We start from the raw sequence: 25409 nt of genomic DNA, 5'->3' as shown, positions 1-25409 counted from the left end.
GACACATCGACTATCGGGAGATTTCAATGACGCAACAGATCAGAATTGGCTTGTTCGGCACCGGACGGATCGGTCAGGTACACGCCATGAGTTTGGCGACCTTGGACGAAGCCACGCTTGCCTGGGTATGTGACCCCTTTATCGAAGGTGCCAAACGGACAGCGGCCGAGTTTGGCGGCCGTGTAAGCGACGACCCCGACGAAGTATTTGCCTCAGGAGAAGTCGATGCCGTCATTGTCGCCTCGCCAACTGCCACCCACCTAGACCTCGTAGAGATGGCCATTGATTCCAATGTGCCGGTGCTTTGCGAGAAGCCAATTGACTTGGACATCGCGCGCGTGGATGCGCTCCGCGCGAAAGCGGCGGCGTCGGATGTGCCCATCGCTTTGGGTTTCAATAAACGCTTCGACAGACACTTTGTGGAGCTTAAGCGCCGTGTAGCAGCTGACGAGATTGGCGCGTTGGAGCAGATGGTCATCACTAGCCGCGACCCTGGGGAGCCGCCGGCGGCCTATCTTGGCGAATCGGGTGGGATCTTCCGCGACATGACTATCCACGATCTGGATATGGCGCGCTATTTCATACCGGACATCGTGGAGGTATCAGCACAGGGCGCGAACGTCTTCAGTGAGAACGTCCGCCAAGCCGGGGATTTTGATTCAGCAGTGGTTACTCTGCGCGGGTCCAAAGATGAGCTGGTGACGATCGTAAACTCGCGTCATTCAGCCTATGGCTACGACCAACGGATCGAAGCATTCGGCTCGACCGGATTGCTGCACGTGGGAAACAAAAACGACACACTCGTCCGGCACTGGAGTGCCAGGGCAGTCGAAGCGATCGGACCCTACCAGAACTTCTTCCTGGAACGCTACGCCGAGGCTTACCGTCTTGAGGTCGCCGAATTCCTGCGTGCAGTGCGCGGACTGCCTTCGCGGAGCCCGGGCTTTGAGGATGGCCGCGCAGCCCTGATCCTGGCGGACGCCGCCGAGGAATCGGCCCGCAGCGGTGCAGCCGTAGCCGTAGACCTAACCTCTTAGGTTCAACAAGCTGCCTGCCTGGGCCGTGGATGTTTCGCAACGATCCACGGCCCAGAGCAGGCTTTCTCTTCGTTACATACAAAGAACGCGTCGGGACAAGGGATGGAACCTGTTCATGGAACAAAGTGAGGACATGATGACGGAAGGGACACCTCCGCCTGCCTTTTGGGAGAAAGCAGAGGTTGGGGACAGGGTACGACTTGAGCAGCCTGGATGGCCGCCGCTTGACGGGTTCGTAGAAGACAAGACATCCAGCGGGGATGTCGTCTGGGTAGTCTCGGTGGGCGGGCGTCGTCTCTTCCATAAGGCCGATGGCTACAGTCTCGTGGTGCGTAAATAACATCTCCACCCTGGCGGCTGTGGGGAGCCCCGGAGGAAGTCAGCGGTAACTTGCTTGAACCGGATTGAAACGATTCACCCATGTGTTTCAAACTGGCACACCGTCCTCCGTCGCTAATCGGTCAAAGTTCAACTAAGTGAAACGCTGTGGCGAAGGTCACGCGGAAATGGTTCCAAGGAATCACCCATTAAAGCTGCAGGGTCAAACAGCGTAGTTTGACTGGCATTTGCCGAAGGTGTTTCACCGGTTCATTTGCATGGCCCTATCAAACGAGGATGAGATGACCGATGCACCACCGGCGACCACACCACTGGTCGCCCTCAAAGACATACATAAGACATTCGGGGCGGTCTCCGCATTGCGCGGCGTCAGCATCGACGTCCGCCCCGGCGAAACTTTTGCGCTTCTGGGAGACAACGCCGCTGGCAAGTCAACACTCATGAAGGTACTAACCGGCGTGTACCAGCCCGATCGCGGATCCATCGAGCTGGACGGGAAGAGGACTGAGTTTCCCACGCCCTCAGCCTCACGTGACCAAGGGGTTGAGATGGTCTATCAGGACTTCGCCCTGGCGGACAACCTTGATGTCAGGACCAACATCTTCCTGGGACGGGAGCCGCAGAAGAACATCCTGGGTCCACTGCTGAAGGTCATCGACCGGAAGAAGATGGAAGCCGAAACCAAGCGGGTGCTGGAACGGCTGGACATCCCCATCAACCCCCGGCTCAAGGTCAAGCGTCTGTCAGGTGGACAACGTCAAGCAGTCGCCATTGGCCGGGCACTGGCCTTTGATGCTCGCCTGATCATCATGGACGAACCCACCGCAAACCTCTCAGTGGCCAAGGTGGACAAGCTCATCGAGGTGACGCAGCGGCTCAAGGACTTGGGCATCGCAGTCATCATCATCACTCACCGGCTTGATGAAGCGTTTGCGGTGGCAGACCGCTTCGCGGTCATGCGCCAAGGCCAGGTGGTGGGGCGCTTCAAAGTAGGAGACGTAACTGAAGCCGAAGTTGCGCACCTCATCTCACACGGCACCCTGGAGGACTATGTCGACCACGGGAGCGGCGTTCCAGACGAGCGGCGCAAAATCGGAAGCACATCGTCTTTGAATGTCGTTGATGCACTGGCCGGACGCGGTACTACGAACGGGAGCGACTCGTGACCCTCACAATGGAGAATCTGAAGACGAAGCTGGGACCGGCTGACCTTAAGGAGGGATCCCTTGCTACCAAAGCCAAGCGCTTCATTGGGGATTACGGAATCCTTATTTTCTTCGTCCTCATCATCGTCTTCTTGGCTGCTGCCGCGCCCAACTTCCTCACTCTGAACAACGTCGTCAACGTGGTCAGGCAGTCATCGATCATCGGATTGATTGCGCTGGGAATGACCTTCATCATGATCACCGCGGGAATCGACCTCTCCGTGGGATCGGTAGTGGGCTTGGCCGGCATGACCTTCGCGCTGCTGGCCCCCGCCAGCGGAGGCGCCTTCTGGCTGCCGCTGATAGCCGGAGTCGGCGTGGGCCTGCTGGTGGGCTTCCTCAGCGCAGCGATGGTCGTGTGGGGAGCTATTCTGCCATTCCTGGCAACCCTGGCGACGATGGCCATTGCCCGCACAGCCGCTCTGGTGATCACGAACGGGCAGGTTGTCTCCGGGCTAAGTGGTCCAGCTGAATGGCTCGGCTCCGGGTTCATTGGCCCTATTCCTGTGCCGGTGATCATCTTCCTCCTGGCCGCACTGCTGTGTGAGTTCGTACTGAGCCGCACAAAGTTCGGTTCGCACGTCTACGCCGTGGGCGGAAACGAAGAGTCCGCCAAAAAAGTCGGCATCTCCACAAGCCGTGTGCTTTTCACGGTCTACCTCATCGGCGGAGTCACCGCCGCACTCGGCGGCCTCGTCCTAACTGCCCGCCTCGATGGTGCAGCACCCGTTGCTGGCACCGGCTACGAGCTTCAGGTGATTGCCGCCGTCGTCATCGGCGGGACAAGCCTCTTCGGTGGTGTCGGCACCATCCGGGGAACCGTCATCGGCGTGCTCCTGCTAGGCGTCGTGATGAACGGCATGAACCTCATGGGCGTCTCCTCATACTTCCAGCAAGGAGTCCAGGGCATCATCCTGGTGCTCGCCGTACTGCTGAACCGCTGGAAGTCGGACTGACCCCCGCGTCACCAACAACAAACCACAACCTCCTTACGCACAGTCAAAACATTGAAAGGAACAACCATGCGAATGCGACGTAAGCTCGCGGCGGCTATCGCCATGCTGGCCGCCGGTGCCCTCACCCTGACCGGGTGTGCCGGCAGCGGCAACGCAACCAATGGCTCAGCCGCAGGCAAGACCTACAACATCGGCGTTGTAGTCCTTGACCTGCAGGACCCGGACCTGGCCCACATGACGGACGCCATGAAGAAGACGGCCGATGAAAAGGGCGTCAAGCTCAACATTACTGATTCCAAGAAGGACGTCGGCAGCGAACTCAACCAGGTAGAGGACCTGCTCACCCGCAACGTCGACGCAATCATCATGCAGCCCCTCGATGGCGACGCCAGCCAGAACGCGGCAAAACGAGTCATCGCCGCGAACATTCCGCTCTTCATCCTGTCGACCGAGTTCGCAGAAGGCGCCAACGTCGGCTACAAGAGCTACATCGGCGTGGACGACACCGTGGCAGGCCAGATGCAGGCCGAGTACCTCAACAAGCTCCTTCCCCAGGGCGGCAACCTCGTCTTCGCGGCCGGTATCTATGGTGCGTCCTGGACTGACCGCCGAAAGTCTGGCTTCGACAAGACAATCAACAAGAACTTCAAGATCGTGGCGGAGTTCCAAGCTAAGGGCAGCCGCGATGAAGCAAAGCGCAACATGGAGGACACCCTTCAGCGCTTCCCGTCCGGAAAGATTGACGCGGTAGTGGCGAACAACGACGAAATGGCCATCGGTGCAGCCTCGGCCATCGCCGACGCGCACCGCACGGCCGAGTTCAAGGCAGTGGTTGGCGTCGACGGCACCGACCCCGCCCTCCAGGACATCAAGGCGGGAACGATGAGCGCCACAGTGCGCCAGGATTCAGCCGGACAAGGTGTCAAAGCAGTTGAGGTAGTCACGGACTTCCTCAAGGGCGGGAACGTGGAGAACCGCTACACACTGCCGTTCACGCTCATCACCAAAGACAACCTTTCCGAATTCCTGAAATAAACGGCCTTCGAGGCATCGGGCACGGCGGATCATCCGCCGTGCCCGTTCTGTTTTGGCACACTGTGGCAGCCGTCCCACCTGCCTACACTCACGTGGTACCAACGAAATGGAGAACGCAAGCATGCCCAAGAGCGACGACACAGTAGTGACCCGGTTACTCAACGAACTCCGGGAACTGGGCATCGAGGTGGACAACACCCCACGAAGGCTTTCCGAATACTCCTACGATGCGTCCAACTACCGCGTACGTCCTACCGCCGTTGCATTCCCTCAAAATGTCGACGACGTTCGGACCCTGCTGCGGGCATGCACGGCTTCCGGAATCCCCATTACCGCCCGCGGCGGGGGGACGTCGATGGCGGGCAATGCGATAGGCGATGGCCTCGTTGTGGATCTTTCGCGGGGGATGACTTCGGTAGGAACGCTCGACGCAGATCATGGCTCCGTCTGGGTGGATGCGGGGGTTGTGCTGGGTGAGCTGCGTTCCCACATTGAGAAAGTCACCGCAGGCAAGCTGACCTTCGCGCCCGACCCGTCGTCCCTGACCCGGGCAACGGTCGGGGGATCCATCGGCAACGATGCCTGCGGAAACCACTCAGTGGCCTATGGGCGAATGACGCACCATGTCCAGGAGCTGGAACTCGTTACTGCCGACGGGGCCTATCTCTGCGCCGGCCGGGATTTCCTGCGCGCTGTGGATGAAACAGACACTCACTCAGTTGCCCGGGCGGAGGAGCTTCTCGAGAATCTGAAATTACTGGTTCAGACCCATCTTGGGCCGATCCGCGTCGAGCTGCAGACCATTCCCCGCCAGGTTTCGGGCTACCACCTCGGGCACCTGCTCCCCGAACACGGCTTCGACATGGCTGGCGCACTAGCGGGCAGTGAGGGGACCTGCGCGATTGTTGTCCGGGCCAAAGTCGGCCTGGTGCCTAAACCCGGCACGACGGCGCTGCTCTGCCTCGGCTACGAAGACACCATCGAATCCGCGCGGGATGTAATGACCATCCTTGCTGCCAAACCGAGCGCGATCGAGGGCCTGGACGCGTCTATCGTCGATATCATGCGCCACCGCAGAGGTGCAGCCAGCGTCGAGTCCCTCCCTCGAGGCAACGCATTCCTGATGGTTGAGTTCCCTGCTGACACCATCGAGCAGGCGGCCGGGGACTGTAACCAGCTGCTTGAGAAGCTGCGTGTCGACGGCCGTGTGATCGACCATTCCGTGGTCACGCAGCCGTCCGAGCGGGCAAAACTCTGGCGGGTCCGGGAAGACGGAGCCGGACTGTCTTCCCGGCGGATCGATGGGGTTCAGACGTGGCCGGGCTGGGAAGATTCCGCGGTCGCACCGGAACGGCTTGCGGATTACCTTGCCGAATTGCTTGCGCTGGTGCGCGATTACGGCTACACGGCCTTCATGTACGGCCACTTCGGGGCAGGGTGCGTGCACATGCGGCTCGACTATGACCTGCGCACGGACGCTGGCCGTCAGGTATTCGAGAAGTTCACCCGCGAAGCCGCCAAGCTCGTAGTCGCCCACGGTGGCTCGCTGTCCGGGGAACACGGTGATGGCCGGGCCCGGAGCGATTTATTAGGCGTGATGTACTCCGCGGAGATGATCAGGCTGTTCAAAGAATTCAAACGGGTCTGGGACCCGGCCGGAATCCTCAACCCGGGGATCATTGTGGAACCCGAACCGTTCTTCACTTCGCTCGCACTTGAAGACGTTGCCAAGCCGGGACCAAGCCACGGTGAGCAGCCCACGGACCCGGCCGCCGCCATCGCGCCGTCCTCCGGGGACCGTGCGCTGCTCCCAGTGACGAGCCCTTTCGTTGGGAACTCCCATGCGTGCATCGGAGTGGGTCGCTGCCGGGCGATGTCGGGCGGTTTCATGTGCCCGAGCTACCGGGCCACGAAGGACGAGAAAGACTCGACCCGGGGGAGGGCGAGGGTTCTGCAGGAACTTACGCGGGCGCAGGGAAGCAGTCACAACGGCTGGTCAAATCCCGAGGTTCGGGAGGCCCTGGACCTGTGCCTTTCATGCAAGGCCTGTTCGACTGACTGCCCGACAGGCGTGGACATCGCGGAGGCCAAATCGCAGCTCGTCGATGAGCACTACAGGGGGCGAATCCGCCCGTTTACCCACTACTCGATCGGGTGGCTGCCACGTTGGCTGCCGCTGCTTACCAAGGTTTCAACTCTGGCCAATCGGGGCACGCAGATTCGTCCCTTCCGATATGTGGGGGAGCTGTTGGGTGTTAGTGCGCGACGGCGCCTTCCGGACTTCGCCCCATCTGGCAGGATCCGGCGACGGGTACGGGAGGCCGGATTTAAGGACAGTTCCGATGTGCTTCTTTTCATAGACAGTTTTACCCGCGCCTTCAGACCGGAAGTGATCCCGGCAGCCGCCCGCGTGCTTCGGGACTCCGGTCGCACGGTGGGCTGCACTCCGGACGCCTGCTGTGGTTTGACCTGGATTTCCACTGGACAACGAGACGGCGCCCGACGGCGGCTTGCACGGCTGATCGCGAAGCTCGACGACGGTACGGACCGGGAGATTGTCGTCCTCGAGCCCAGCTGTGCGGCAACCATACGGGACGAAGGTCCAAAGCTGGTAGGCGGTGCTGCCGCAGCACGGGTAGCCGCCCGGGTGAGGTCTTTCTCGGTGGCGATCGATGAGGCCATCAAGGGCGGGTGGAGGCCGAAAACGATCCCTCCCGAAACGGCCGTGCTCCAAACGCATTGCCATGAGCATGCCGTCTTCGGTTCAGGTGCACAGAAGCGTGTCCTGGAAGCGTGGGGGGTGACCAACCTCGTGGAATCGTCCTCATGCTGCGGTGTAGCAGGCAACTTCGGCTTCGAAGCAGAACACTTCGAAATCTCGATGAAAGTTGCGGAACACTCCATCGTTCCGGCCCTTAACCGAGGCGGCGTCGAAGCCCTGGTGCTCACAGATGGGTTTAGTTGTGCAATGCAGGTTTCGCAGGTCGACGCTCAACGTTACAGCCAGCACCTCGCCTTGGCGCTGGATCCGGACAGCGCCGGCGGGGTGGAGTGAATGGAGTACCTTGGAGTCTTTCTGATTCTCGTGGCAGCTGCTCTAAGCCTATTTGGCCACCACTCCGGCAGGCCTACTCGGGCGATGCGGAGCACCGCAACAATGCGCGCCGTTTACGTCATTCCACCGGGCGCGGCAGCTGTCATGGTGGCCGCCGCCGGACTATTTATCTTCGTCACGAGCATCGACTCCCGCTGACCCTGCCTGCCACGCGGTCGGCGCGTGGGCGTGTCTCAAACTGACACGGTGGGTAGGGCGTCCCGGGACGGATGCTGGAAGGGACCCAATAGCCCCACTACTTTTGAGAGTTGATCTCGATGATGAACAGGAAGCTCGCACAAGGACGGCACGTTGAATGGCTGCGAGCGTCGGCACAAGCCACTGAGACAGATCTTGGAGAACACACTGGCCATCAGGTAAAGCGCTCCGCAAGGATCGTGCACCGCCTTCCCCCGGACATGGCAGAAGGCCGTGACGTCAAAGACGTCACGCCTTGGCCATCGCCGGGCTCGTAGTCCCGTCCCTCACCATTCAGTTAGGGGAGCCGGTATTGCTACATCGGGATCGGCTGGACGCCAACTGCTAACGATCGTTAGTTACAATAGTGAAAACCCGGTCTAACAGTTGAAGGATGAGATGAACCAGTTGCCGCGCGAGCGAGCCAACGCTGCTGTCAGGGAATTCCTGTCCAGCCATGACTGGTCTACGCAGACACCGGCCAGGCGACGCATCCTGTCGGCATTCCTGCAGCTTGCCACCACAAGGGGCTTCGAATCAGTGACGATGAGGACCTTGGGCCGGGAGCTGAACATGAAGGCTCCCAGCCTCTACTCGAGCTTCCCTCAAGGCAAGGACGAAATCGTTGCCGAGTCGCTTCGATGGTTTACCCACAGCTTCGCCCGGGACCTCCTCGCTGCAGCCGAAGAAGCCAACTCCCCGGAGGACTACTGGGCGGCACTCGTTCGCTTCCACCTTGCCCAGCAACTCCAGCGGCCGGAGGCCGACCTTTGGGACCTCTTGGTTGCCACCGACAGAGTGGGACGTTTTCTCAGCGACGACATTCGCAACGAAGTCGGATTCTGGTCGAGTCTGCATGAGGACATGTATGCCGCGGCAGCCGAAGAAATGGGTTATCAACTTTCTCCCCAAACCACCCGTGTGATTTTCACGCTCCTTGACGGTGCAGGGCGCTGGGCTGACTGGAGCGGCAGCGATGCAGACCTTCCCGCGCTGCTGGACAACACCGTCGCACTGAGTCGCTCCATCCTCCAAGTCAGCAGCGCCAACCACTCCCCAGTCTGACCCCAATCTTCTCAAACCACGCTCTGATGCCAGGGCGTAATTTTGGCGTGCCCGGGCGCGGTGCCACCAAAAGTCATCAATGGCTAAATCCAGGCAACCTATTGCCTAACTAACGGAAGTTAGCCTACAGTCGGCACCAGGTCCGTTGATGTGCCTGCAGGAAATCTCGACCTACTCAATTACCCGAAGTAATTCGATAGGGAACCCAATGAGTCAACACACCAGTGCCGAACGCGATGAGTCGGCCCCCTCCACCAGCCCAGCCATATCAAGCGAACTCCGCGGTCAACTCGGGGTAGGGAGTATTCTCTTCTCCGTTGTCGCATGGGCCGCGCCGCTACTTGTAGTTGTGGGCCTCATGCCCTCGATGATTGCGTTCGGTGGCACCGGCATCATCGCCGCCCTCGCAGTCTCCACGGTCATTCTGCTCTTGTTCTCCGTTGGCTACACGGCCATCACCAGATACGTTGACCGGCCCGGCGCCTTCTACGCGTACATAACCGCAGGACTAGGAAAAAACGTAGGGCTCGGCGGCGCGTTCCTCGCCATGTCCGGATACCTCGTGCTCCTGCTCTCCACGTGGGCAGCGTTTGGCGTGTACGGGCGCCAACTCATCGTCGACACGCTTCACGGCCCGGACTTGCCGTGGTATCTCTACGGCCTCCTGGGCGCCGTCCTTGCCGGAGTAGCTGCCTACCGGAAGATCGAATTCTCGGCGAAGACGCTCGGCGTTGCCCTGATCCTGGAAGTCGCACTCGTCCTCGTGTTCAACCTCAGGGTCTTCTTCGACGGCGGCGCTGACGGTCCGCCCCTGAACGCCCTGACATGGGAAGGCGCAAGTACCGGCAACTTTGGGCTTGTGCTGTTGTTCGCGATGCTGTGCTTCGGCGGGTTCGAGTCCTCGGCCATCTACCGAGAGGAAGCGAAAGACCCCAACAAGACGATCCCCAGGGCAACCTACGTTGCCGTTATCCTGATTGGGCTGTTCTACCTGGTGGCAGCATGGGCAATGCTGACTGCACTGGGTAAGCAGGGCGTCGCTGACGCCCGCGCAGGCGGCGCCGTGGCCTCCATGTTCGGCGACCTCGCCGCCTCCTATGTCGGCAATGTCGTGCCGGGCATCATCAATGTTCTCGTGATCTCCTCGACGTTCGCATGCCTGCTTGCCCAGCACAACGCCGTGGCCCGCTACGCCTACTCACTTGGTAAGGATGGCGTCTTGCCGCCCATCCTTGGAGTTGCACACGCCCGGCACCATTCCCCGTTTGTTGCGTCCCTCATTGTCAGCGCCCTCGAAGTCGCAGCAATCATTGCCATTGCGGCGGGCACGGCCTTCGACGCTGCGGGCACGGACGCTTTTACGGTTTACATCCGCCTGAACGGACTTGGAGCGATCGTCGTCGTCGCGCTGCTGGTTCTCGTTTCGATAGCGGTGCTCATCTACTTCAGGCAGCACAAAGTGCCGGGCCGCGGTGTATGGAAGACAACGGCAGCCCCGGTGCTGGCTTTGGGCAGCCTGACCCTGGTGCTCGTGCTCAGCTTTCTGAACGTTGACGCACTCATCGGCGCAGGTCCCATCGCCTCCCTGTCCTTCACCCTCTTCATCCCCTTGGTCTGGGTGGGCGGCATCGTTTACGCCCGCTGGTTGAAGAAGGCGAAGCCGGACGTTTACGAAAAAATCGGCCGCCAGTAAGCGCATTTGTCGCGACCTATTACATGACTACTGAAATGGACATCAACATGACACAACGCCTCTCCGGCAAGATCGCTGTCATCAGCGGCGGAGCCAGCGGCATGGGCGTCAGCCACACCCGCCGGATGATTCAAGAAGGGGCGCGGGTGATCTCCTTCGACCTTAACGAGGGGTGCGGCCCGCAGCTTGTGGAGGAATTGGGCGAAGACAACTTGCTCTTCCTCCGCGGAGACGTCCGGGAAGCCGCGGACTGGGACCGGGTGATAGCTGCCGGCCGGCAGCATTTCGGCACTCCAAACGTGCTGGTTAACAACGCCGGGATCTCTCCCTTGCAAACCCTGGAAAAGGTGTCTGAGGAAGACTACCGACGGGTGATCGACATCAATCAGGTTGGCACCTTCCTTGGAATGCGGGCACTTGTTCCCTCCCTGCGAGAAGCTGGCGGCTCCATCATCAACATCGCCTCGACCGCAGCGCTGGTGGCGTTTGCCGATTTGTTTCCCTACGTCGCCTCGAAATGGGCCGTGCGGGGGATGACGAAGGCCGCAGCCCTCGAACTGGCACGGGATGGCATCCGGGTCAACGCGGTGTGCCCCGGAGACACGGACACGCCGATGATTCGCGCGATTGCCGATACTCCCTCCGGAGCCCTCCCGCCTGCCGACGACCTGCCCTTCAAACGGTGGGCGCAGCCCGAGGAGATCAGTGCCGCCGTCGTATTCCTCGCCTCGGACGAATCGTCCTACATGAGCGGCAGCGAACTTGTCATTGACGGTGCCTACACCGCGCAGTAGCACCCCAACGAACAGAAGGGAGAAAACCATGGATCGAGTCAGAGGCAAGATCGCGATCGTCAGCGGTGCCGGAAGCGGCATGGGCGTAGAACACGTCCGCGCCTTGGTGCGCGAGGGAGCAAGAGTGGTGGGTTTTGATATCACGGAAGGGGAGGGGCCCAAGCTCGTTGACGAATTGGGCGGCAACCGCTTTCAGTTCCTTCCTAACCATAGCGTCGCTTCAGCACCAGACTGGGCCGAAGTGGTAAGCCACTGCGAGACCACTTTCGGGGCGCCGACGGTCCTCGTCAATAACGCCGGCATTTTTCGATCGACGCGGGCCGAAAGCGCCACCGAGCAAACTTATCGTTTCGTCATCGATGTGAACCAGATTGGTCCGTTCCTGGGCATGCAAAGCGTCATCGCTGCAATGAGGTACGCCGGCGGCGGCTCCATCATCAACATCTGTTCTACTGCCGGCCTCGTCGCCTTCGAGGACAACTTTGCCTACGTGGCGTCGAAATGGGCGGTTCGGGGGATGACAAAAGCGGCGGCACTTGAGTTGGCTGCCGATGGTATCCGGGTGAACGCTGTTTGCCCAGGGGAGACCGAGACGCCGATGCTGCTTAGCAGCACCGAACCCGGCACGTCCTTGCCGCCGGAGAGCTTCCCCTTCGGCAGGTGGGCACGTCCGGAGGAGATTGCTTCCGCAGTGCTCTTCCTCGCCTCAGACGAATCGTCGTACATGAGCGGCAGCGAATTGGTAGTGGACGGGGCGTACACCGCGGCATAAGTCCTCCCCCTGCTTTCTTGCCCGCCGCCTCTCTGACGGCGGGCAAGAAAGCAGGGCGCCATGCTTGGATAGTCAGCCTGCGAGATCGTCATGCGCTGATTCTCGCGCAATGAAAACGGCGACGAGCCCAAGAACGCTGGCAATGCCACCAACAAACATGAGCGGAAGCCAAGAAGATCCCGAGGCCCCCACAAGTGCAAACGACACAATCGGTGTCAGGCCTGCAAGTGCGCTTGCACCCTGGAACCCAACTGATATGCCGGTGTATCTGACATTCGAGCTGAAGAGCTCGGCGAGGTACGCTGCCAGCGGTCCATAAGTGGCGCCTACAAAAATGAGAAGTCCTGCAACCGCGAGCACAAGTGTGGAGAATGATGCATCCGGCTTTAAGAGGCTGAAGTAGACGAATTCCCAAGCTAGACATCCGACTGCCCCGAGTGCAATGACCGGCCTGCGCCCAATCCGATCTGACACATGTGCCCAGGAGATCGAGGCAGCGATATAAACAACTTGTGCAGCTGTAATCGCCCACAGAATGAGTGAAGCGTTCAGACCAAGGATTTTCGTGGCATACGGCGTAACGAAGACGAGGCCGAGCTGGTAGTACACAAGGCTGCACAGAGCCACCCCGAACGCACTGAATATCTGGATCGTATGCGTCCGGAAGAGTGTCGCGATGGGCATCTTCTGAATCGACGGGTCATCGTCCTCCTTGGCCTTTGCACGCATCTCCATGAATGCGGGTGTATCGGCAATGCGAGTTCGAATATAGGCCCCTACGATGAGCAGTAATGCACTGATAAGGAACGGAACACGCCAACCCCATGCTTCGAACTGCTCCTGGGTGAGCGAACCTGTGATGACCGCGAGGAGTGCGGAGGACAACAGGAATCCGAATGACGCCCCAGCGTTGGCAAAGGAGGAGTAAAATGCCCTTCGGTTTGACTTTGCGGCGTGTTCGATGACCAGCAGCGCGGCCCCAGCATATTCCCCGCCTACGGCTATGCCCTGCACAAATCGAAGCAGAACGAGGAGACTGGTCGACCAGGATCCGAGTTGACTGTATGTGGGCAGGAACGCCAGCAGGACGGTGCTCGCTCCCATCAGCCAGATGGTAACGACAAGCATCTTCTTTCGTCCTAGCCGGTCACCGTAGTGCCCGAAGATGATCCCGCCCAAGGGCCGGGCTATGTATCCCACTGCAAGCGCGCTGAAGCCCAGCAGAATTTCCGAGATCGGATCGCTTGAGTCAAAGAAGAGTTTGCCAAGAATAAGTCCCGACAAAGACGCAAAGATGAAGAAGTCGAACCACTCGAGGACCGCCCCGAGTGTACTGGAGACAACTATCCTCTTGAATGAGGCTGTTGCTTCCGTTTTCGATTGTTGTGTTTGTGTGGTCATTTCAGTCCTAAAGTTTGTGCGCATCATTGCGCGGTCGGTATACAGAGGAAATCGCATCGGTCTCAACGGATGTGGGAGCGTCAGCGTCTTTGCCTCGTGCTTCTTGCCCTGACGCTGACACTTGGCCCAACTTTGCCTCAACCGGATCCGCGGCGGGAAGCGTCTTTCGCCCCGTAAAAAGCGGCAGAAGGGCTACTGCTGGAAGTCAGCGATCGTCGTGCGACCTCGCGCCGACCCGATTGATCAGGACATCGGCCGGTGACGAGGTCGCCATAGAACCGCATGGTCTCCCACCTAATGCGGGCGCCGCAGAGAAGGCCGGGTCACTTACAAGACTTCTGGGTTGAGCTGATGACGGAATGGTCGGCCGCTCAACGCACGGGCGATCTCCTCTGCGGACAGCCTCTTCATGTTCATCAATGAACGCGTCGAGTAGAAAGCCGCATGCGGAGTCAGGACCGTATTCTTCGCGGCCCGTAGAGGATGATCTGGTTCGAGGGGCTCAGATTCGAAAACGTCCAATCCCAGACCTCCCAAACGACCGTCATTAACTAAGCGGGCAGCCGCATGCGTATCGATAAGACCGCCGCGCGAAGTATTGATCACGATGGCGCCAGGCTTAGTTAGTCTCATTGCTGGTTCATCCAGCATGTGATGTGTCCGAGAGTTCAAGGGGCAGTGGAGCGAGATAACGTCGGCTTCAGAAAGAAGCCGATTCAACTCCTTGGATTCAATGTTCCTCTCTGCAAGCTTCATCGGATCAGCAGAGGGATCGCAGGCAAGGATTCTCGATCCAAACGCTTTCATGCGCTCTGCTACAAGGCTTCCAATCTGTCCAGTCCCTATAAGCCCATACGTAATGTCGCTCAGCGCGGGAACCGGCCCCATCTCACGCGCAAGCATCCATCCGTGCCCAGCGGTGGAGAGCATCTCGTGATATTGCGGGATTCTTCTCAGCAGGGTAAGTGCCAGAGCGACGGTATGGTCCGCTACGGTTTCCGACCCGTAGTCTGGGACGTTGCAGACTCGAACACCTAAACGGGTTGCTGCCTCCACATCGACGGTCTCGTAGCCAACGCCGTACCGGATCACACTTGCTTTAGAAGCTAGATTGCCGAGCACTTCAGCCGTTATGGGAGCGAATCCCGCTACAACAACATCCGCCCCCTTGGTAATCTCCAAAACTTCACACTCTTGCAGAGTGTCCGCCTCGATGTACTGCGCCCCGTAACGCTCCGCGACGGCTCTCGCTTCGTCATAGTGATCGAACTCGTGATCAGTAACAACAACCTTCTTCATCAGCAACTTTCTTTATCAGGGTCTAGGGCTTCTTTACGGCGAGAATTGTTCAGGCACAGTTAGCGTCCACCTGCCTTGTTCTTGGTGGTCCCAGAAGCGAGATTGACTGAAAACGTATCATCGTCCAACGCAGGGAGATATTGGACTTATATACAGTCTGGGCCCGCTGCTGTTGTCGAAGTCCAGAAGTGGGTGCTTGGCAAAGACCATTGAACCAAAACGAATTCAGCGGTATTGCCCAGTGGTGCCCAGCAGAACTGTGCGCGAGGAGTTCTAGGGGTCATTGCTACGCTCCTGAAACAGGAGTTGTAACGCTCATGGAATCGGCATTAATCGAGAGCTCCTCCGTAAAGGAAATAAATGCCTTTAGCAGCATCCCCACGCTGGATCATGCCGTAGGGGTCTTCGGCCGTCCCATGCTCAGATCCAATGGACGACGTCTTGGCGGCCGTGGCGCGTCTGGGTCTGCGGCCACGGCGGCCAAGGAGTCTGGCCTCATCAGGAGTCCTTGCCAGAAGGCCGGCAGGGCCAGGACTTGGTGCAAAGCAACCATGCGTGCTGCGAGAACGGTTGATTCAGGATGGAGCCACGCCGTCAGGCTGCGGGCTGCCTCTTTCCCAGGATTTGCAAAGGTATTCACTTCTCTGTGGTGCCGGCTCTAGGCGCCTGGTGTGCGTCTTGGCATTCGATCCATGCGGCCGGTCCATCACCCTTCCCCGGTTGCTCTACGGATCCTCAATGAGCGAGCTCGCCTCAAGCGCGAGCCAGAGTTCGAATGCGTCAGGATAGCTCTTAAGACTGCGGTCGGTAAGCTGCTCGATCCGCTTGAGCCGGTAGCTCAGAGTGTGTTCATGGACGAAGAGTCGAGCTGCTGTAGTTCGCAGCCGCCCCTGATTACGAAAGTACTCCGACAGTGTGTGTAGCAGTTCGGTGCCGTGGTCGTCATCATGCTGCACGATGGGTCGTAGAGCACCATCAGCAAGATGCGTCATCGTTTCGACATCCGGATTAAGCCAGCGCGCCAGCCCGAGCTGCTGTTCGGCGAGTACCACACGCCCCTCCGGCGATTCCTCCGCGAGACCGAGGGACCATAGAGCCTGCCGCTGCATCCTCGGCAGTTCCCCGAGCTCATGCGACTGCGGGCTGACGCCGATGGCAAGACCGAGGTCTGCAGCTAGGCCCCTAATTTCGTCCTCACCACAGCTGACGACCGCAAGCGGCGAATCCCGCTTCAGCAGCAGATGTGGGATATCTCGGTCCGCGAGCCAGTCTCGCACCCCGGTCTCCGTTTCGGGCCCTTCCCTTAGGCTCTCTTCGAGCGCGAGAAATCGCATCCCCTTGCTGGGATCCAGGCCGGCTTCCATGAAACGGGCTTTCAGTCCCTCGCTTTTAGCATTCTCGTTCAGCGCGCTGGACAGCAAGGCGCTGCCCTGACGGTGCGCCGCCTCACGGCGTCGTTGATCATCGATTGCGTCAAGCGCGGCGAGTGAGCTGACGTGCTGCAGGGCGGCAAGCCCTCCCGGAGTCACATTTCGATCCTCCTTCCCGACTAGGTAGGCCGTTACCCGGTTGCCAACGAAGAGGGGCAGCACATAACCGCCGGGGATCACCTTCAGATTTGCGGACCCGTCAAGATGTCTTGGCTGGAGATCGTCGGGGACCCATCGCCAGTCTCTTAGCAGTGGTCGTCCCGCGGGAGACACAAGCGCCAGGCGGTAGCCGGAGACCTGCTCGAGCCGTGAGTAAATCTCGAAGACATTACTCTCGACGCTGTTTCTCAGACGCAAGGTCTCGAAGATCCGTAGGTGCTGGGTCAGGCGCCCCCGTGCCGACCGCTCACTCGCGTTTGCGACGAGGTGGGAGAGTTCGATGAACGGAACTTGATGCGGCAGTCGGAGAACCGGGAAGGAGAGCCTTTCCGCCTCATCGAGGCACTCTTGGCTGAGCGCTGGGGCCTTGATGCTGACAACCAAACCAGCGAGGCGGTGATGCGCGAGACGAGCGACGTACGCTACTTGCCCTTCGGGATCCCGGGGGATGCCCAAGCCATTAACGATGAGCAGCTCTCCGCCCTCCAGCCAAGGGCCCGGATCGGAGAGCTCGGAGACGTGCGTCCAGAGTACTGGCTTCATGGCGGCTTCGCTTCCCGCAATCAGCTGCAGTCCGAGCTGCGGCATAGCGACAAGATCGGCAATGGTCAGATTGTCGCGCACGACTTCCTAGCTGAGGGGAGAGTGCTCATGTGGGATGAGAATACACGGTCGGCGGCGGAGGCGGTCGGAGCAGCCTTGGTTTTCATCGAGATCAGTCGAACCCTCGGCTCTTGCGACCACAAGGAAGCGGTGGCCGCCAGTGCCAACCTCCCTTTTTTGGAGACTGCGTTGGCTGCGGCCAGAGCTCGTTTTCCCTGCTTGCCATCGCGATATCACTGATTCATGCAGGACATAGCGGCCTCGCCGATATGCTGAAGTTCGGCCTCTGTCATGGCAGTTGAAAGCGCCAGCAGCCCGTTGGTCCCTGCCAATACGCCGTTGTTGTAAAGGTTCCACCAGAGAGACTTGGTGTCCTGGATCTGCAGGCGCATGAGAGAACCAAACCCATTTACAGCTACCCCTGCGGATTGCAGCTGGGTGCGGAGACGGTCTCCAGCGGAGTTCAACGCCGTCACGGCTGCCGCATCGTACAACTGCATGGCGGCCAGACCCGCAGCCATGGTCACAGGGTTGGCTGTAAAGGTGCCACCCCACACGACACTGCTGTTCTTATCCGGCCTGAACGTTTTGAGGACTTTCCGGCTTCCGCCGAGGGCACCGGCGGGAAATCCGCCGCCGATGATCTTGCCGGCTGAGATAAGGTCCGGTTCCACTCCATAGTGCTTGTGGAATCCGCCCGAATGAAGCCGGAGACTGATAACCTCATCGATCGCCAGGAGTGCCCCGTACCGGTACGTTAGATGGCGGAGTTCCTTTACAAACTCAGGGCTGGCTGGACGCAGACCTGCTCTGTTGGGCATCAGGTCGATAAGAACGGCCGCAATGTTATCTCCATGTCGGTGCAGCGTGTCTGTCAGCGCTTGAACGTCTCCTTGAGGGAGAACAATTACCGAATTTTGAATCGACGTCGGCAGCCCGGGCGTGCCCCCATTAGTGACTTCATCTCCAGTCCCGTGGTAGCTGCCCTCGAAACGGATGATGACATCCCTTCCCGTGTACGCTCTGGCAGCGCGCAACATCATAAGAACTGCCTCGGTGCCGGAGTTGCAGAACCGCCACTGCTGAATCCCGGTGCGTTCAGCTAGGCATTCCGCCATACTCACTTCGTATTTCGTGGGCAAACCGAACGCCGTTCCCCGCTTGGCAGCGCTGAGGGCGGCGTCGAGCACCTCTTCCTTAGCGTGCCCGTGTATTAATGACGTGTAGTTATTGTTGCAGTCGATAACGGATTTTCCTGTTTCATCGACTACTACAGCACCGCTTCCCGAGACTGCATAAGGGGGATGCGGAGGTACATATACCGTCGACCTGGTGTTGCCCCCGGGCATGACCTTCTTTGCGCGGGCGATGAGGTTGGATTTTTCCTTGGTGATTATTGGCATCTACTTAGTCACTTCATATTCGGTGTTTAGGGCTGGGGCGGTGTTCCTGACCKACGATGTCGGTCAGGAACACCGCATTAGCGGATGGCTACTGCGTCTATTTCAATAACTGCACCGTCAGCCGCCAGGCCGCTCACTTCAACCAGAGTGCTGGCGGGTTTCGTATCCGGCCATCGGTGGGCCCTGAGCGCGCTCACCGTGGAACGTTGTGCTATGTCAGTGACATACACAGTCAGCTTGATGAGTGCGGCTGGGGCGGACCCTGCTGCGTGGAGGATTGATTCCAGAGATTCGAGAATCCTGATGGTCTGCGCCTCAATGTCTCCCGGGTCTGGGATGAGACCGCTCTCGTCCAAGGCCAGAAGCCCGGAGACGTAGACGAAATCTCCTGCCGTGACGGCGTGTGAGAAGTGACCCCGGGGGGCCGGGACCGCCGTGCTGGTTACCTCTGTTCTGGTTGCAGTGGTTGTCATACCCGTACCGCCTGGAGGTCGTGTTTGTGCGCTTTTGATATGGCTGTCAGGGTTGACTCAAAGGCGTCAAGTGCGGTGTCGAGGTCTGCGTCGCTCCAGGCGGCGGTGGGACCGAAGGTCCGGCTGGTTAAGCCCAGCCCCTGGTTTGCCAGGCCGAGGCACATAAGGCGCCAGAGCCTGTGATCGGCCCGCTCGGCGGTTGCGTAGTCGACGATCTCCTCATTGGAGAAGTGCAGCCCGGCGCATGGTCCATCGCCGGTGACGGCAAGGGAAATTCCGAGGTTCTCGGCAAGTTCTCGAAGACTGTGGCGCAGCATTTCGCCTTTGGCGGCCGCTTCCGCGAAGACGGCAGTGGTGGTGGTTTGCAGCGTTGCAACTGCTGCTGCCAGGGCGACCGGGTTTTGCGCGTGGGTGTTGGAAGCGCTGATGGGCTGCTCAACGACGTCCGCGCGGCCGGCGACGACGGCGACTGGGAGTCCTCCTCCAAGCATCTTGCCCATGACGATAAGGTCCGGTGGGGAGGCGAGACCGTAGTACTCTGTTGCACCGCCAACCGCGAAGCGGCATCCTGTGATGACTTCGTCGAGGATAAGCAGGACGCCGTGTTTCTGTGTTTCATCCCGTAGGCCCTGAAGGTATCCGTGCCGCTGGTGTATTGCCCCGGGGATCGTCATCATGGGTTCTGCGATCACTGCGGCAACGTTTCCCTGGTGGCGCCGCATTTCCTCCTGAACTGCCGGGATGTCATTGAAGGGCACTGTGATGATGTTGTTATGGGCAGTTGGAGAAATTCCGGCTTTCGAGGATTGCTCGCCGAGCAACGCGTCGTGCTGGCCGTGGAATCCGCCTGCGACACGGATTACTGTCTGTTGTCCGGTGAAGGCCCGTGCCAGTCGCAAGGCATAGGTGTTGGCTTCTGACCCTGATGGTGCGAAGACGACTCTTTCCGCTCCGGGGATGCGGGCGCAGAGCAGTTCAGCGAATTCGTCACGGACTGGTGATGGGTGCATGGCCCCACCCGGAGCACCAATGTCGCGCATTGCCTTGGTAACGGCTGCCGTTACTGCGGGGTGAGCCCTGCCCATGAAGCTTGCGTTCCATCCGGCGTTGCAGTCGAGGACGGTGTTTCCGTCCAGGTCCGTAAATCGGGATCCGCTTCCCGACTGTATGTACACGGGGTAGGGCATCCCTGAGTTAAAGCGGTTTCGCTGGCCTTTGGCGATGAATTCTTGTGCGGACTGGTTGGCTTGATAGGAGCGGGCGTTGCGTTGGTTATAGATTTCGAGCCATTGGACTTCGAGCGCGTCGAGGTGGCTGGTGCTCATGTTTTTTCCTTTGTGAGTCGGGGGCCTCCTTTGGAGCCACCCGAGCGTCTTTACGTATGTACGGTGGCGGTTTCGTGGTCGGCGTCGGGTTCGTTCATTTTGATTCCGCGGGTTTCGCGGGTGAATGCTGCGGTGATCGCTACGATCGCCAGGGCTATAGATACGTAGGCGGTGATCGCGATGTTTGACCCGAAGAGCTGGAGCAGCGCTATGGCGATTGTGGGGGCGAGGCTGCCGCCGACGATGCCGGCGAGCTGGTAACCCAATGATGCTCCGCTGTAACGGTGTTTGGCGTCGAAGAGCTCGCAGATCCATACGGCCTGGACGCCGTACATGGCTGAATGGAATACCAGGCCTACCAGAACCGCTGCGATGATGAGTGCCACTGATTTGGTATCTACCAGTGGGAAGAAGAAAAACAGCATCCAGATGATCGCCCCGACGGCGCCGACTAAGGTGATAGGTTTGCGGCCGAACCGATCGCTCAGCGCTGCCGACAAGGGGTAGGTGATCAGTTGCATGCCCGCCCCGAGCATCGCTGCGGTGAGCCCGATGCTGCTGGGCAGACCCAGTGTCTGCGTCAGGTAGGTGAGCAGGAACGTGATCAGAAGGTAGAACATGATGTCGGCGCCGGCGCGGATGCCGATGACCCGCAGAATATCAAGGGGTTGATTGCGAAACAGTTCCAGAACGGGGGAGCGGCTGACTTCCCCCATTTGCTGGAGTGCGTTGAAGGTCGGCGTTTCGGTGACTTTCAGGCGGATATAGATGCCGACGACAACAACGATCGCCGAGAGCAGGAACGGCACGCGCCAGCCCCACGCGACGAACTCTTCACGGGTGAGCAGTGCTGACATCAGAAGCAGTACGCCCGTGCTGAGAAGGTTGCCGATTGATGCGCCGACCTGAACGAAACTTGTCAGGAAGCCCCGACGGGCTGCTGGTGCGCGTTCTGCGATCATGAGCGCACCACCGGCCCATTCTCCGCCGAGGGCAAGTCCTTGGATGAGCCGGATGATGACCAGAAGGATGGGAGCGATAATGCCGGCGGTGGCGTAGCTGGGAAGCAGGCCGATGGCAATCGTGGATGTTCCCATCAACATGATGGTTGCCAGCAGAACCTTTTTTCTGCCGATTCTGTCCCCGAAGTGTCCTGCAATTGCAGCGCCGACGGGGCGTGCAGCGAAACCCACGGCAAAGGTGATGAAGGATAAGAGGGTGCCGGTCAGCCGCTCATAGGACGGAAAGAATACCTCCCCGAAGACCAGTGCTGCGGCGGTGCCGTATAGAAAGAAGTCGTACCATTCAAGTGACGTGCCCACAAGGCTTCCTGTGATGGCCCGTCGAAGTGCTTTTGTTTCCCCCAGGTTGTGTTGCTCGGTGCTAGGCATGGTGCCTCCAGTAGTGGATCCGAAAGTGCAAAAGGTTGTTGTGTTGCTGGGTTGAAGCGCTAGATGGAGATCGTGTAGCCGTTGGCAATGTCTTCGTCGACAGCCTGCTTGGAGCGCTGCAATGGGTCCCCATAGCCGCCTCCGCCAGGGGTCAGCATGCAGATGGTGTCGCCTTGGGAGATCCGCACGTTCTCGCCTTTACTGACCATGGGAAGGGTGACGGTCCGTCCTTGCAGCCGGAACCATGGGGCGGATGCCGCCCCAGGCTGGCCGCCCTCACGACCGACGGGTGCCGTCTTGGCTTGATCGCCGAGCAGGCTCGCCCTGCCGTGCTTGCCGCGGTACTCAAATTCGAAGTGGACGCCGAGACCACCCCTGAAAGTTCCCGCGCCGGCGGATCCGTCCCTGAGGGAGTATTGGCGTACCAGGATGGGGTAGCGCTGTTCCAGGGTCTCAACCGACTGGATCAACCCGATGCTCATCAGGGAGCAGCCGTTGGACAGTCCGTCGCCGGACTTGTGGCCGCCATATCCTCCTCCAAGGAAGGTGTACATGACAAACTGCTCGCCGTCTTCGTCCACACCGCCGATGGAGAGGTTGTTGGAGGTGGCTGAGGATCCCGCCGGTACGCGGTCCGGCATCGCTCCGGCAAGGGCTCCCATGACCGCTGTGATGATGCGTTGGCTGGTTTCAGCTGCACAGCCAGCGACCGGGCGGGGAGGTTTGGCGTTGAGGAATACTGTTTCGGGGATAACGAACTTCAGGGGTTCGAAGATCCCCGAGTTGATGGGGATGTCCGGGAAGACGTGCTTGATGGCCACGATGGCGCTGGATACGGTTGCCGCGTAGACCGAGTTCATCGGCCCTTCGCAAGGCGCTGAGGATTCGCTGAAGTCGATGGTCATTTCATCGCCGCTGACGATGAGGCGGACCGACACATCTAGCATAGTGTCGTTTATGCCGTCATTGTCCATGCGCTCGGTGAAGCCGAAGGTGCCGTCCGGTATGTCACTGATGTAGCTGCGCATTTGACGGGCAGAGCGCTCCCGGAGCAGGTCAATGACGTTGGAGACGAGTTCCGGGCCGTATTCGTCGAGCAGTTCGGTGAGCCGTTCATCTCCGACCCGCAGTGCGGTGGCCTGCGCTTCGACATCGCCCATGATGTCATCGGGCAGCCGTGAGTTGGTTTGCAGTATGGCGAGGATGTCGGTATTCAAAGTTTCGTCGGCGAAGAGACGAACGGGCGGAATCCGCAGTCCTTCCTGGTAGCAATCGCTGGCCTGAGCGGCGAAGCCACCCGGGACGCGGCCGCCGAGATCAGTCCAGTGTCCCGTGTTCGCAAGCATGGCGAACAATTTGCCCCTGTAGAAGTAGGGCCTGACGAGTTTGGTGTCCATGATGTGGGTTCCCCCGGCGAAGGGGTCATTGACGAGATAGATGTCGCCCGGCCGTGGTTCCTTCACGATGTTCAGGACGCTGGCGACCGTGTATTGCATGGTGCCCACAAAGATGGGCAGACCCCTGATGCCCTGGACGATCATGGAGCCGTCCGTGGCGGAGTAAATTCCGTCAGCGCGGTCCCAGGCATCGGAAATAACGGGGGAGAAGGCCATGCGTTCGAAGACTGTGTCCATCTCGTCGGCGATCTGCTCCAACCGTCCGCGAATCACGGCCAGGGACAGCGGATCAACTTCGGTGATGTTCATCGTGCTACCTCCACGATGATCGAGCCGCTGTCATGGACAGTGGACACTGTTCCTGGCGGCAGAATGATGGTGGTATCGGTTTGTTCGATCACGAGTGGTCCTTCCAGGGATTGACCGGCAACGAGGGAGTCCCGCGACAGAACGTCGACCATCTGTGGTTCGCCGGTGAAGTTGATGCTCCGCTTGGTGGGCTGATGCATCTGTTTGGCCTGCGCCGGCGCCAGCGATGGCAGGGCACGTTGTCCCGTGGCGACAGTGCGGAGGTTGACGAGCTTGATATTGCGTGAGGGGTGCCGGCCTCCGTAGGTCTTGGCGTGCTCGCTCAGGAAAGCATCGGTGAGCTCGTTCGCGGTCCAATCGTGCTGCCGGTCCCCGAGCGGGATGCGGAGCGTGTAGCGCTGTTTGCTGAAGCTCATGTCGGCGAAATGTTCTACTGCGATGGCTTCAGGAGCAAAGCCGTCGGAGGCCAGCAGGCCTTTGCCGTCAGAGGCGTGCTGGCTGAGGATACCCTGGACCGTTTCGTCCAGGTTCGTCCCTTCAACCGTCGCGTTGAGGGCAGTGACATAGTCGTATTTGGCATCGGCGATGAGGCATCCGTATGCGCTGAGGGCCCCTGGGTAGGGTGGGATGAGCACAGTGGTGGCTCCGACGGTTTTCGCAAGTTCAACAATGTGCATGGGACCCGCCCCGCCGTAACCAACCAATGCAAACTTCCGGGGATCGTGGCCCTTGTCGACACTGACGCTTCGAATGGCGCTGGCCATCTTTTCGTTGGCGATACGGATGATCGCCAACGCCGCAGCTTCGGTGCTCAGGCCAAGGGGATCAGCAATTTCAGTTTGGATGGCTGTTCGTGCCGCCGCCAGGTCGATGGTGAACCCGTCTTCGGTTCCCAGTTGCTGGTCTGGAGCTATTCGGCCGAGCACTGCGTTGGCATCCGTGACGGTGGGTTTCGTGCCGCCTCGGCCGTAGCAGGCCGGACCGGGTGTTGATCCGGCGCTTTCGGGCCCCACTTGGAGAATTCCGGCCCGGTCCAAGGAGGCCAGAGAGCCGCCCCCGGCGGCGATGGTGGTGATGTCGATCATTGGCAGTTTGATAGGCATGCCGTAGTCGATGTTCTTCTCGGAGGTGATGGAGGGATCGCCACCGGGAATGAGAGCGACGTCAAAGCTGGTGCCGCCCATATCGCAGGAAATGACGTCGGTGAGGCCGGCCGCCGCGCCGAAGTCAGCTGCAGCCACTGTTCCGGCAGCTGGCCCAGACAAGAGCGTCCGGGCGCCGAGACGGCCGGCGCGTCGGGCCGGGATGAGGCCGCCGTTGGACTGCATGACCTGGACTTCGTGCCGGAAACCTTCGGTTTCGAGCCTGTCCTGGACGCTGTGCAGGTACCGGCTCATGGTGGCGCTGACGAAGGCATTGACTGCTGTTGTGTTTGCCCGCTCGAACTCTCCGGCTTCGGGGCAGAGCTCATGGGAGGCGCTGAAACTGACGCCGGGCAGCAGCGTGCTGAGCCTGTCGATGAGTTGCCGCTCATGGGCCGGGTTTGCATAGCTGTTAAGTAAACAAACGGCGACACTTTCAACGTCCAAGCCCCTGAGCTTCTCCGCGATTTCCCCGATTGCTGCATCGGTCAGCGGTGTCAGGATGCGGCCGTGGGAGTCAATCCGCTCATCGACCTCGATGGATCGGCTTCGGGGAATAATCGGTGTGTAGCCTGTGGTCAGCCCGTAGGTAGTTGGGCGGTCCCGTCGGCGCAGTTCGAGAACGTCGCGGAATCCCCTTGTCGTAATCAGGGCGCAGCGATCTCCCTTCCTTTCAAGAACGGCGTTGGTAGCCACGGTCGTGCCGTGCACGACCGCGTCCATCTCAGCCACAGGTACAGGAAGCTGGTGCAGCCCTGCGACAAGCCCTTCCGCCTGCTGTCCCGTAGTCGAAAATACCTTGGCAATGCGTAGGCGGTTCTCTTTAGCATCATGCAACACAACATCTGTGAACGTGCCGCCGACGTCGATTCCTGCGATGACTTCCATG

The 25409-nt window shown here is 59.8% G+C and carries 18 protein-coding genes; 9 read left to right on the top strand and 9 right to left on the bottom strand.

Translation table 11 applies throughout. The annotated features are described in order from the left end of the window. The first annotated feature begins 26 nt into the window (after positions 1-26). From iolG to AC1DFE_RS10130, 9 genes are all read left to right on the top strand, one after another. Entirely contained in the window at positions 27-1037 is a 1011-nt protein-coding gene (iolG, locus tag AC1DFE_RS10170; protein ID WP_476905771.1) for an inositol 2-dehydrogenase, read from the top strand. A 620-nt stretch (positions 1038-1657) separates the two neighbouring features. Continuing rightward, entirely contained in the window at positions 1658-2542 is an 885-nt protein-coding gene (locus tag AC1DFE_RS10165; protein WP_476905770.1) for an ATP-binding cassette domain-containing protein, read from the top strand. Next, on the top strand, positions 2539-3537 hold the full coding sequence (locus tag AC1DFE_RS10160) for an ABC transporter permease (RefSeq protein ID WP_314192342.1): 999 nt from the start codon (positions 2539-2541) through the stop codon (positions 3535-3537). The genes AC1DFE_RS10165 and AC1DFE_RS10160 overlap by 4 nt, the downstream gene beginning before the upstream one ends. A 66-nt stretch (positions 3538-3603) precedes the next feature. Further along, on the top strand, positions 3604-4572 hold the full coding sequence (locus tag AC1DFE_RS10155) for a sugar ABC transporter substrate-binding protein (protein ID WP_314192343.1): 969 nt from the start codon (positions 3604-3606) through the stop codon (positions 4570-4572). A 106-nt stretch (positions 4573-4678) separates the two neighbouring features. Next, the gene (locus AC1DFE_RS10150) at positions 4679-7627 is read left to right on the top strand and encodes an FAD-binding and (Fe-S)-binding domain-containing protein (protein ID WP_476905769.1); all 2949 of its coding nucleotides are present in this window, start codon (positions 4679-4681) and stop codon (positions 7625-7627) included. A gap of 636 nt (positions 7628-8263) precedes the next feature. Further along, the gene (locus tag AC1DFE_RS10145; protein ID WP_476905768.1) at positions 8264-8929 is read left to right on the top strand and encodes a TetR/AcrR family transcriptional regulator; all 666 of its coding nucleotides are present in this window, start codon (positions 8264-8266) and stop codon (positions 8927-8929) included. A 208-nt stretch (positions 8930-9137) separates the two neighbouring features. After that, positions 9138-10622 carry an APC family permease gene (locus tag AC1DFE_RS10140; protein ID WP_476905767.1) on the top strand — a complete coding sequence of 495 codons (1485 nt, stop codon included), beginning with the start codon at positions 9138-9140 and terminating at the stop codon, positions 10620-10622. Between the two features lie 47 nt (positions 10623-10669). Continuing rightward, the gene (locus AC1DFE_RS10135; RefSeq protein ID WP_476905766.1) at positions 10670-11416 is read left to right on the top strand and encodes an SDR family NAD(P)-dependent oxidoreductase; all 747 of its coding nucleotides are present in this window, start codon (positions 10670-10672) and stop codon (positions 11414-11416) included. A 28-nt stretch (positions 11417-11444) separates the two neighbouring features. Next, complete coding sequence (locus AC1DFE_RS10130; protein WP_476905765.1) at positions 11445-12188, top strand: SDR family NAD(P)-dependent oxidoreductase; 744 nt, start codon at positions 11445-11447, stop codon at positions 12186-12188. Positions 12189-12260: 72 nt separating this feature from the next. Here the strand turns inward: AC1DFE_RS10130 and AC1DFE_RS10125 are convergent, their stop codons facing one another. The 9 genes from AC1DFE_RS10125 to AC1DFE_RS10085 form a co-directional block, all read right to left on the bottom strand. Further along, a complete protein-coding gene (locus AC1DFE_RS10125) occupies positions 12261-13589 on the bottom strand; it encodes an MFS transporter (RefSeq protein ID WP_476905764.1) in 1329 nt (442 codons plus the stop codon). A gap of 327 nt (positions 13590-13916) precedes the next feature. Then, the gene (locus AC1DFE_RS10120) at positions 13917-14888 is read right to left on the bottom strand and encodes a C-terminal binding protein (protein WP_476905763.1); all 972 of its coding nucleotides are present in this window, start codon (positions 14886-14888) and stop codon (positions 13917-13919) included. A 725-nt stretch (positions 14889-15613) separates the two neighbouring features. Further along, positions 15614-17101: a PucR family transcriptional regulator gene (locus AC1DFE_RS10115; RefSeq protein ID WP_476905762.1), complete on the bottom strand. Its 1488-nt coding sequence runs from the start codon at positions 17099-17101 to the stop codon at positions 15614-15616. 212 nt (positions 17102-17313) lie between these two features. Beyond that, positions 17314-18483, bottom strand: a complete 1170-nt coding sequence (locus AC1DFE_RS10110) for an aspartate aminotransferase family protein (RefSeq protein WP_476905761.1) — start codon at positions 18481-18483, stop codon at positions 17314-17316. A 77-nt stretch (positions 18484-18560) separates the two neighbouring features. Beyond that, a complete protein-coding gene (locus tag AC1DFE_RS10105) occupies positions 18561-18956 on the bottom strand; it encodes a RidA family protein (RefSeq protein WP_476905760.1) in 396 nt (131 codons plus the stop codon). Beyond that, positions 18953-20281 carry an aspartate aminotransferase family protein gene (locus tag AC1DFE_RS10100; protein ID WP_476905759.1) on the bottom strand — a complete coding sequence of 443 codons (1329 nt, stop codon included), beginning with the start codon at positions 20279-20281 and terminating at the stop codon, positions 18953-18955. Before AC1DFE_RS10100 ends, AC1DFE_RS10105 begins: the two co-directional genes overlap by 4 nt. Before the next feature lie 50 nt (positions 20282-20331). Continuing rightward, positions 20332-21672: an MFS transporter gene (locus tag AC1DFE_RS10095; protein WP_476905758.1), complete on the bottom strand. Its 1341-nt coding sequence runs from the start codon at positions 21670-21672 to the stop codon at positions 20332-20334. A 59-nt stretch (positions 21673-21731) separates the two neighbouring features. Further along, entirely contained in the window at positions 21732-23378 is a 1647-nt protein-coding gene (locus tag AC1DFE_RS10090) for a hydantoinase B/oxoprolinase family protein (protein ID WP_476905757.1), read from the bottom strand. After that, positions 23375-25408, bottom strand: coding sequence for a hydantoinase/oxoprolinase family protein (locus tag AC1DFE_RS10085; protein ID WP_476905756.1), 2034 nt, complete (start codon positions 25406-25408; stop codon positions 23375-23377). The genes AC1DFE_RS10090 and AC1DFE_RS10085 overlap by 4 nt, the downstream gene beginning before the upstream one ends. Between the last annotated feature and the right edge of the window lies 1 nt (position 25409).

The sequence above is a fragment of the Arthrobacter sp. 05T423 genome (assembly GCF_056396245.1).
The sequence above is the reverse complement of the archived record's forward strand: the minus strand, read 5'-3'. Positions and strand labels throughout refer to the sequence as shown.

Bases quoted from the DNA above. Each gene is read 5' to 3' on its own strand.
- AC1DFE_RS10130 (WP_476905765.1), top strand. From the start codon at position 11,445: ATGGATCGAGTCAGAGGCAAGATCGCGATCGTCAGCGGTGCCGGAAGC.
- AC1DFE_RS10140 (WP_476905767.1), top strand. From the start codon at position 9,138: ATGAGTCAACACACCAGTGCCGAACGCGATGAGTCGGCCCCCTCCACC.
- AC1DFE_RS10150 (WP_476905769.1), top strand. From the start codon at position 4,679: ATGGAGAACGCAAGCATGCCCAAGAGCGACGACACAGTAGTGACCCGG.
- AC1DFE_RS10155 (WP_314192343.1), top strand. From the start codon at position 3,604: ATGCGAATGCGACGTAAGCTCGCGGCGGCTATCGCCATGCTGGCCGCC.
- AC1DFE_RS10110 (WP_476905761.1), bottom strand. From the start codon at position 18,483: ATGCCAATAATCACCAAGGAAAAATCCAACCTCATCGCCCGCGCAAAG.
- AC1DFE_RS10105 (WP_476905760.1), bottom strand. From the start codon at position 18,956: ATGACAACCACTGCAACCAGAACAGAGGTAACCAGCACGGCGGTCCCG.
- AC1DFE_RS10100 (WP_476905759.1), bottom strand. From the start codon at position 20,281: ATGAGCACCAGCCACCTCGACGCGCTCGAAGTCCAATGGCTCGAAATC.
- AC1DFE_RS10090 (WP_476905757.1), bottom strand. From the start codon at position 23,378: ATGAACATCACCGAAGTTGATCCGCTGTCCCTGGCCGTGATTCGCGGA.
- AC1DFE_RS10165 (WP_476905770.1), top strand. From the start codon at position 1,658: ATGACCGATGCACCACCGGCGACCACACCACTGGTCGCCCTCAAAGAC.
- AC1DFE_RS10125 (WP_476905764.1), bottom strand. From the start codon at position 13,589: ATGACCACACAAACACAACAATCGAAAACGGAAGCAACAGCCTCATTC.
- AC1DFE_RS10095 (WP_476905758.1), bottom strand. From the start codon at position 21,672: ATGCCTAGCACCGAGCAACACAACCTGGGGGAAACAAAAGCACTTCGA.
- iolG (WP_476905771.1), top strand. From the start codon at position 27: ATGACGCAACAGATCAGAATTGGCTTGTTCGGCACCGGACGGATCGGT.
- AC1DFE_RS10085 (WP_476905756.1), bottom strand. From the start codon at position 25,408: ATGGAAGTCATCGCAGGAATCGACGTCGGCGGCACGTTCACAGATGTT.
- AC1DFE_RS10135 (WP_476905766.1), top strand. From the start codon at position 10,670: ATGACACAACGCCTCTCCGGCAAGATCGCTGTCATCAGCGGCGGAGCC.
- AC1DFE_RS10145 (WP_476905768.1), top strand. From the start codon at position 8,264: ATGAACCAGTTGCCGCGCGAGCGAGCCAACGCTGCTGTCAGGGAATTC.
- AC1DFE_RS10120 (WP_476905763.1), bottom strand. From the start codon at position 14,888: ATGAAGAAGGTTGTTGTTACTGATCACGAGTTCGATCACTATGACGAA.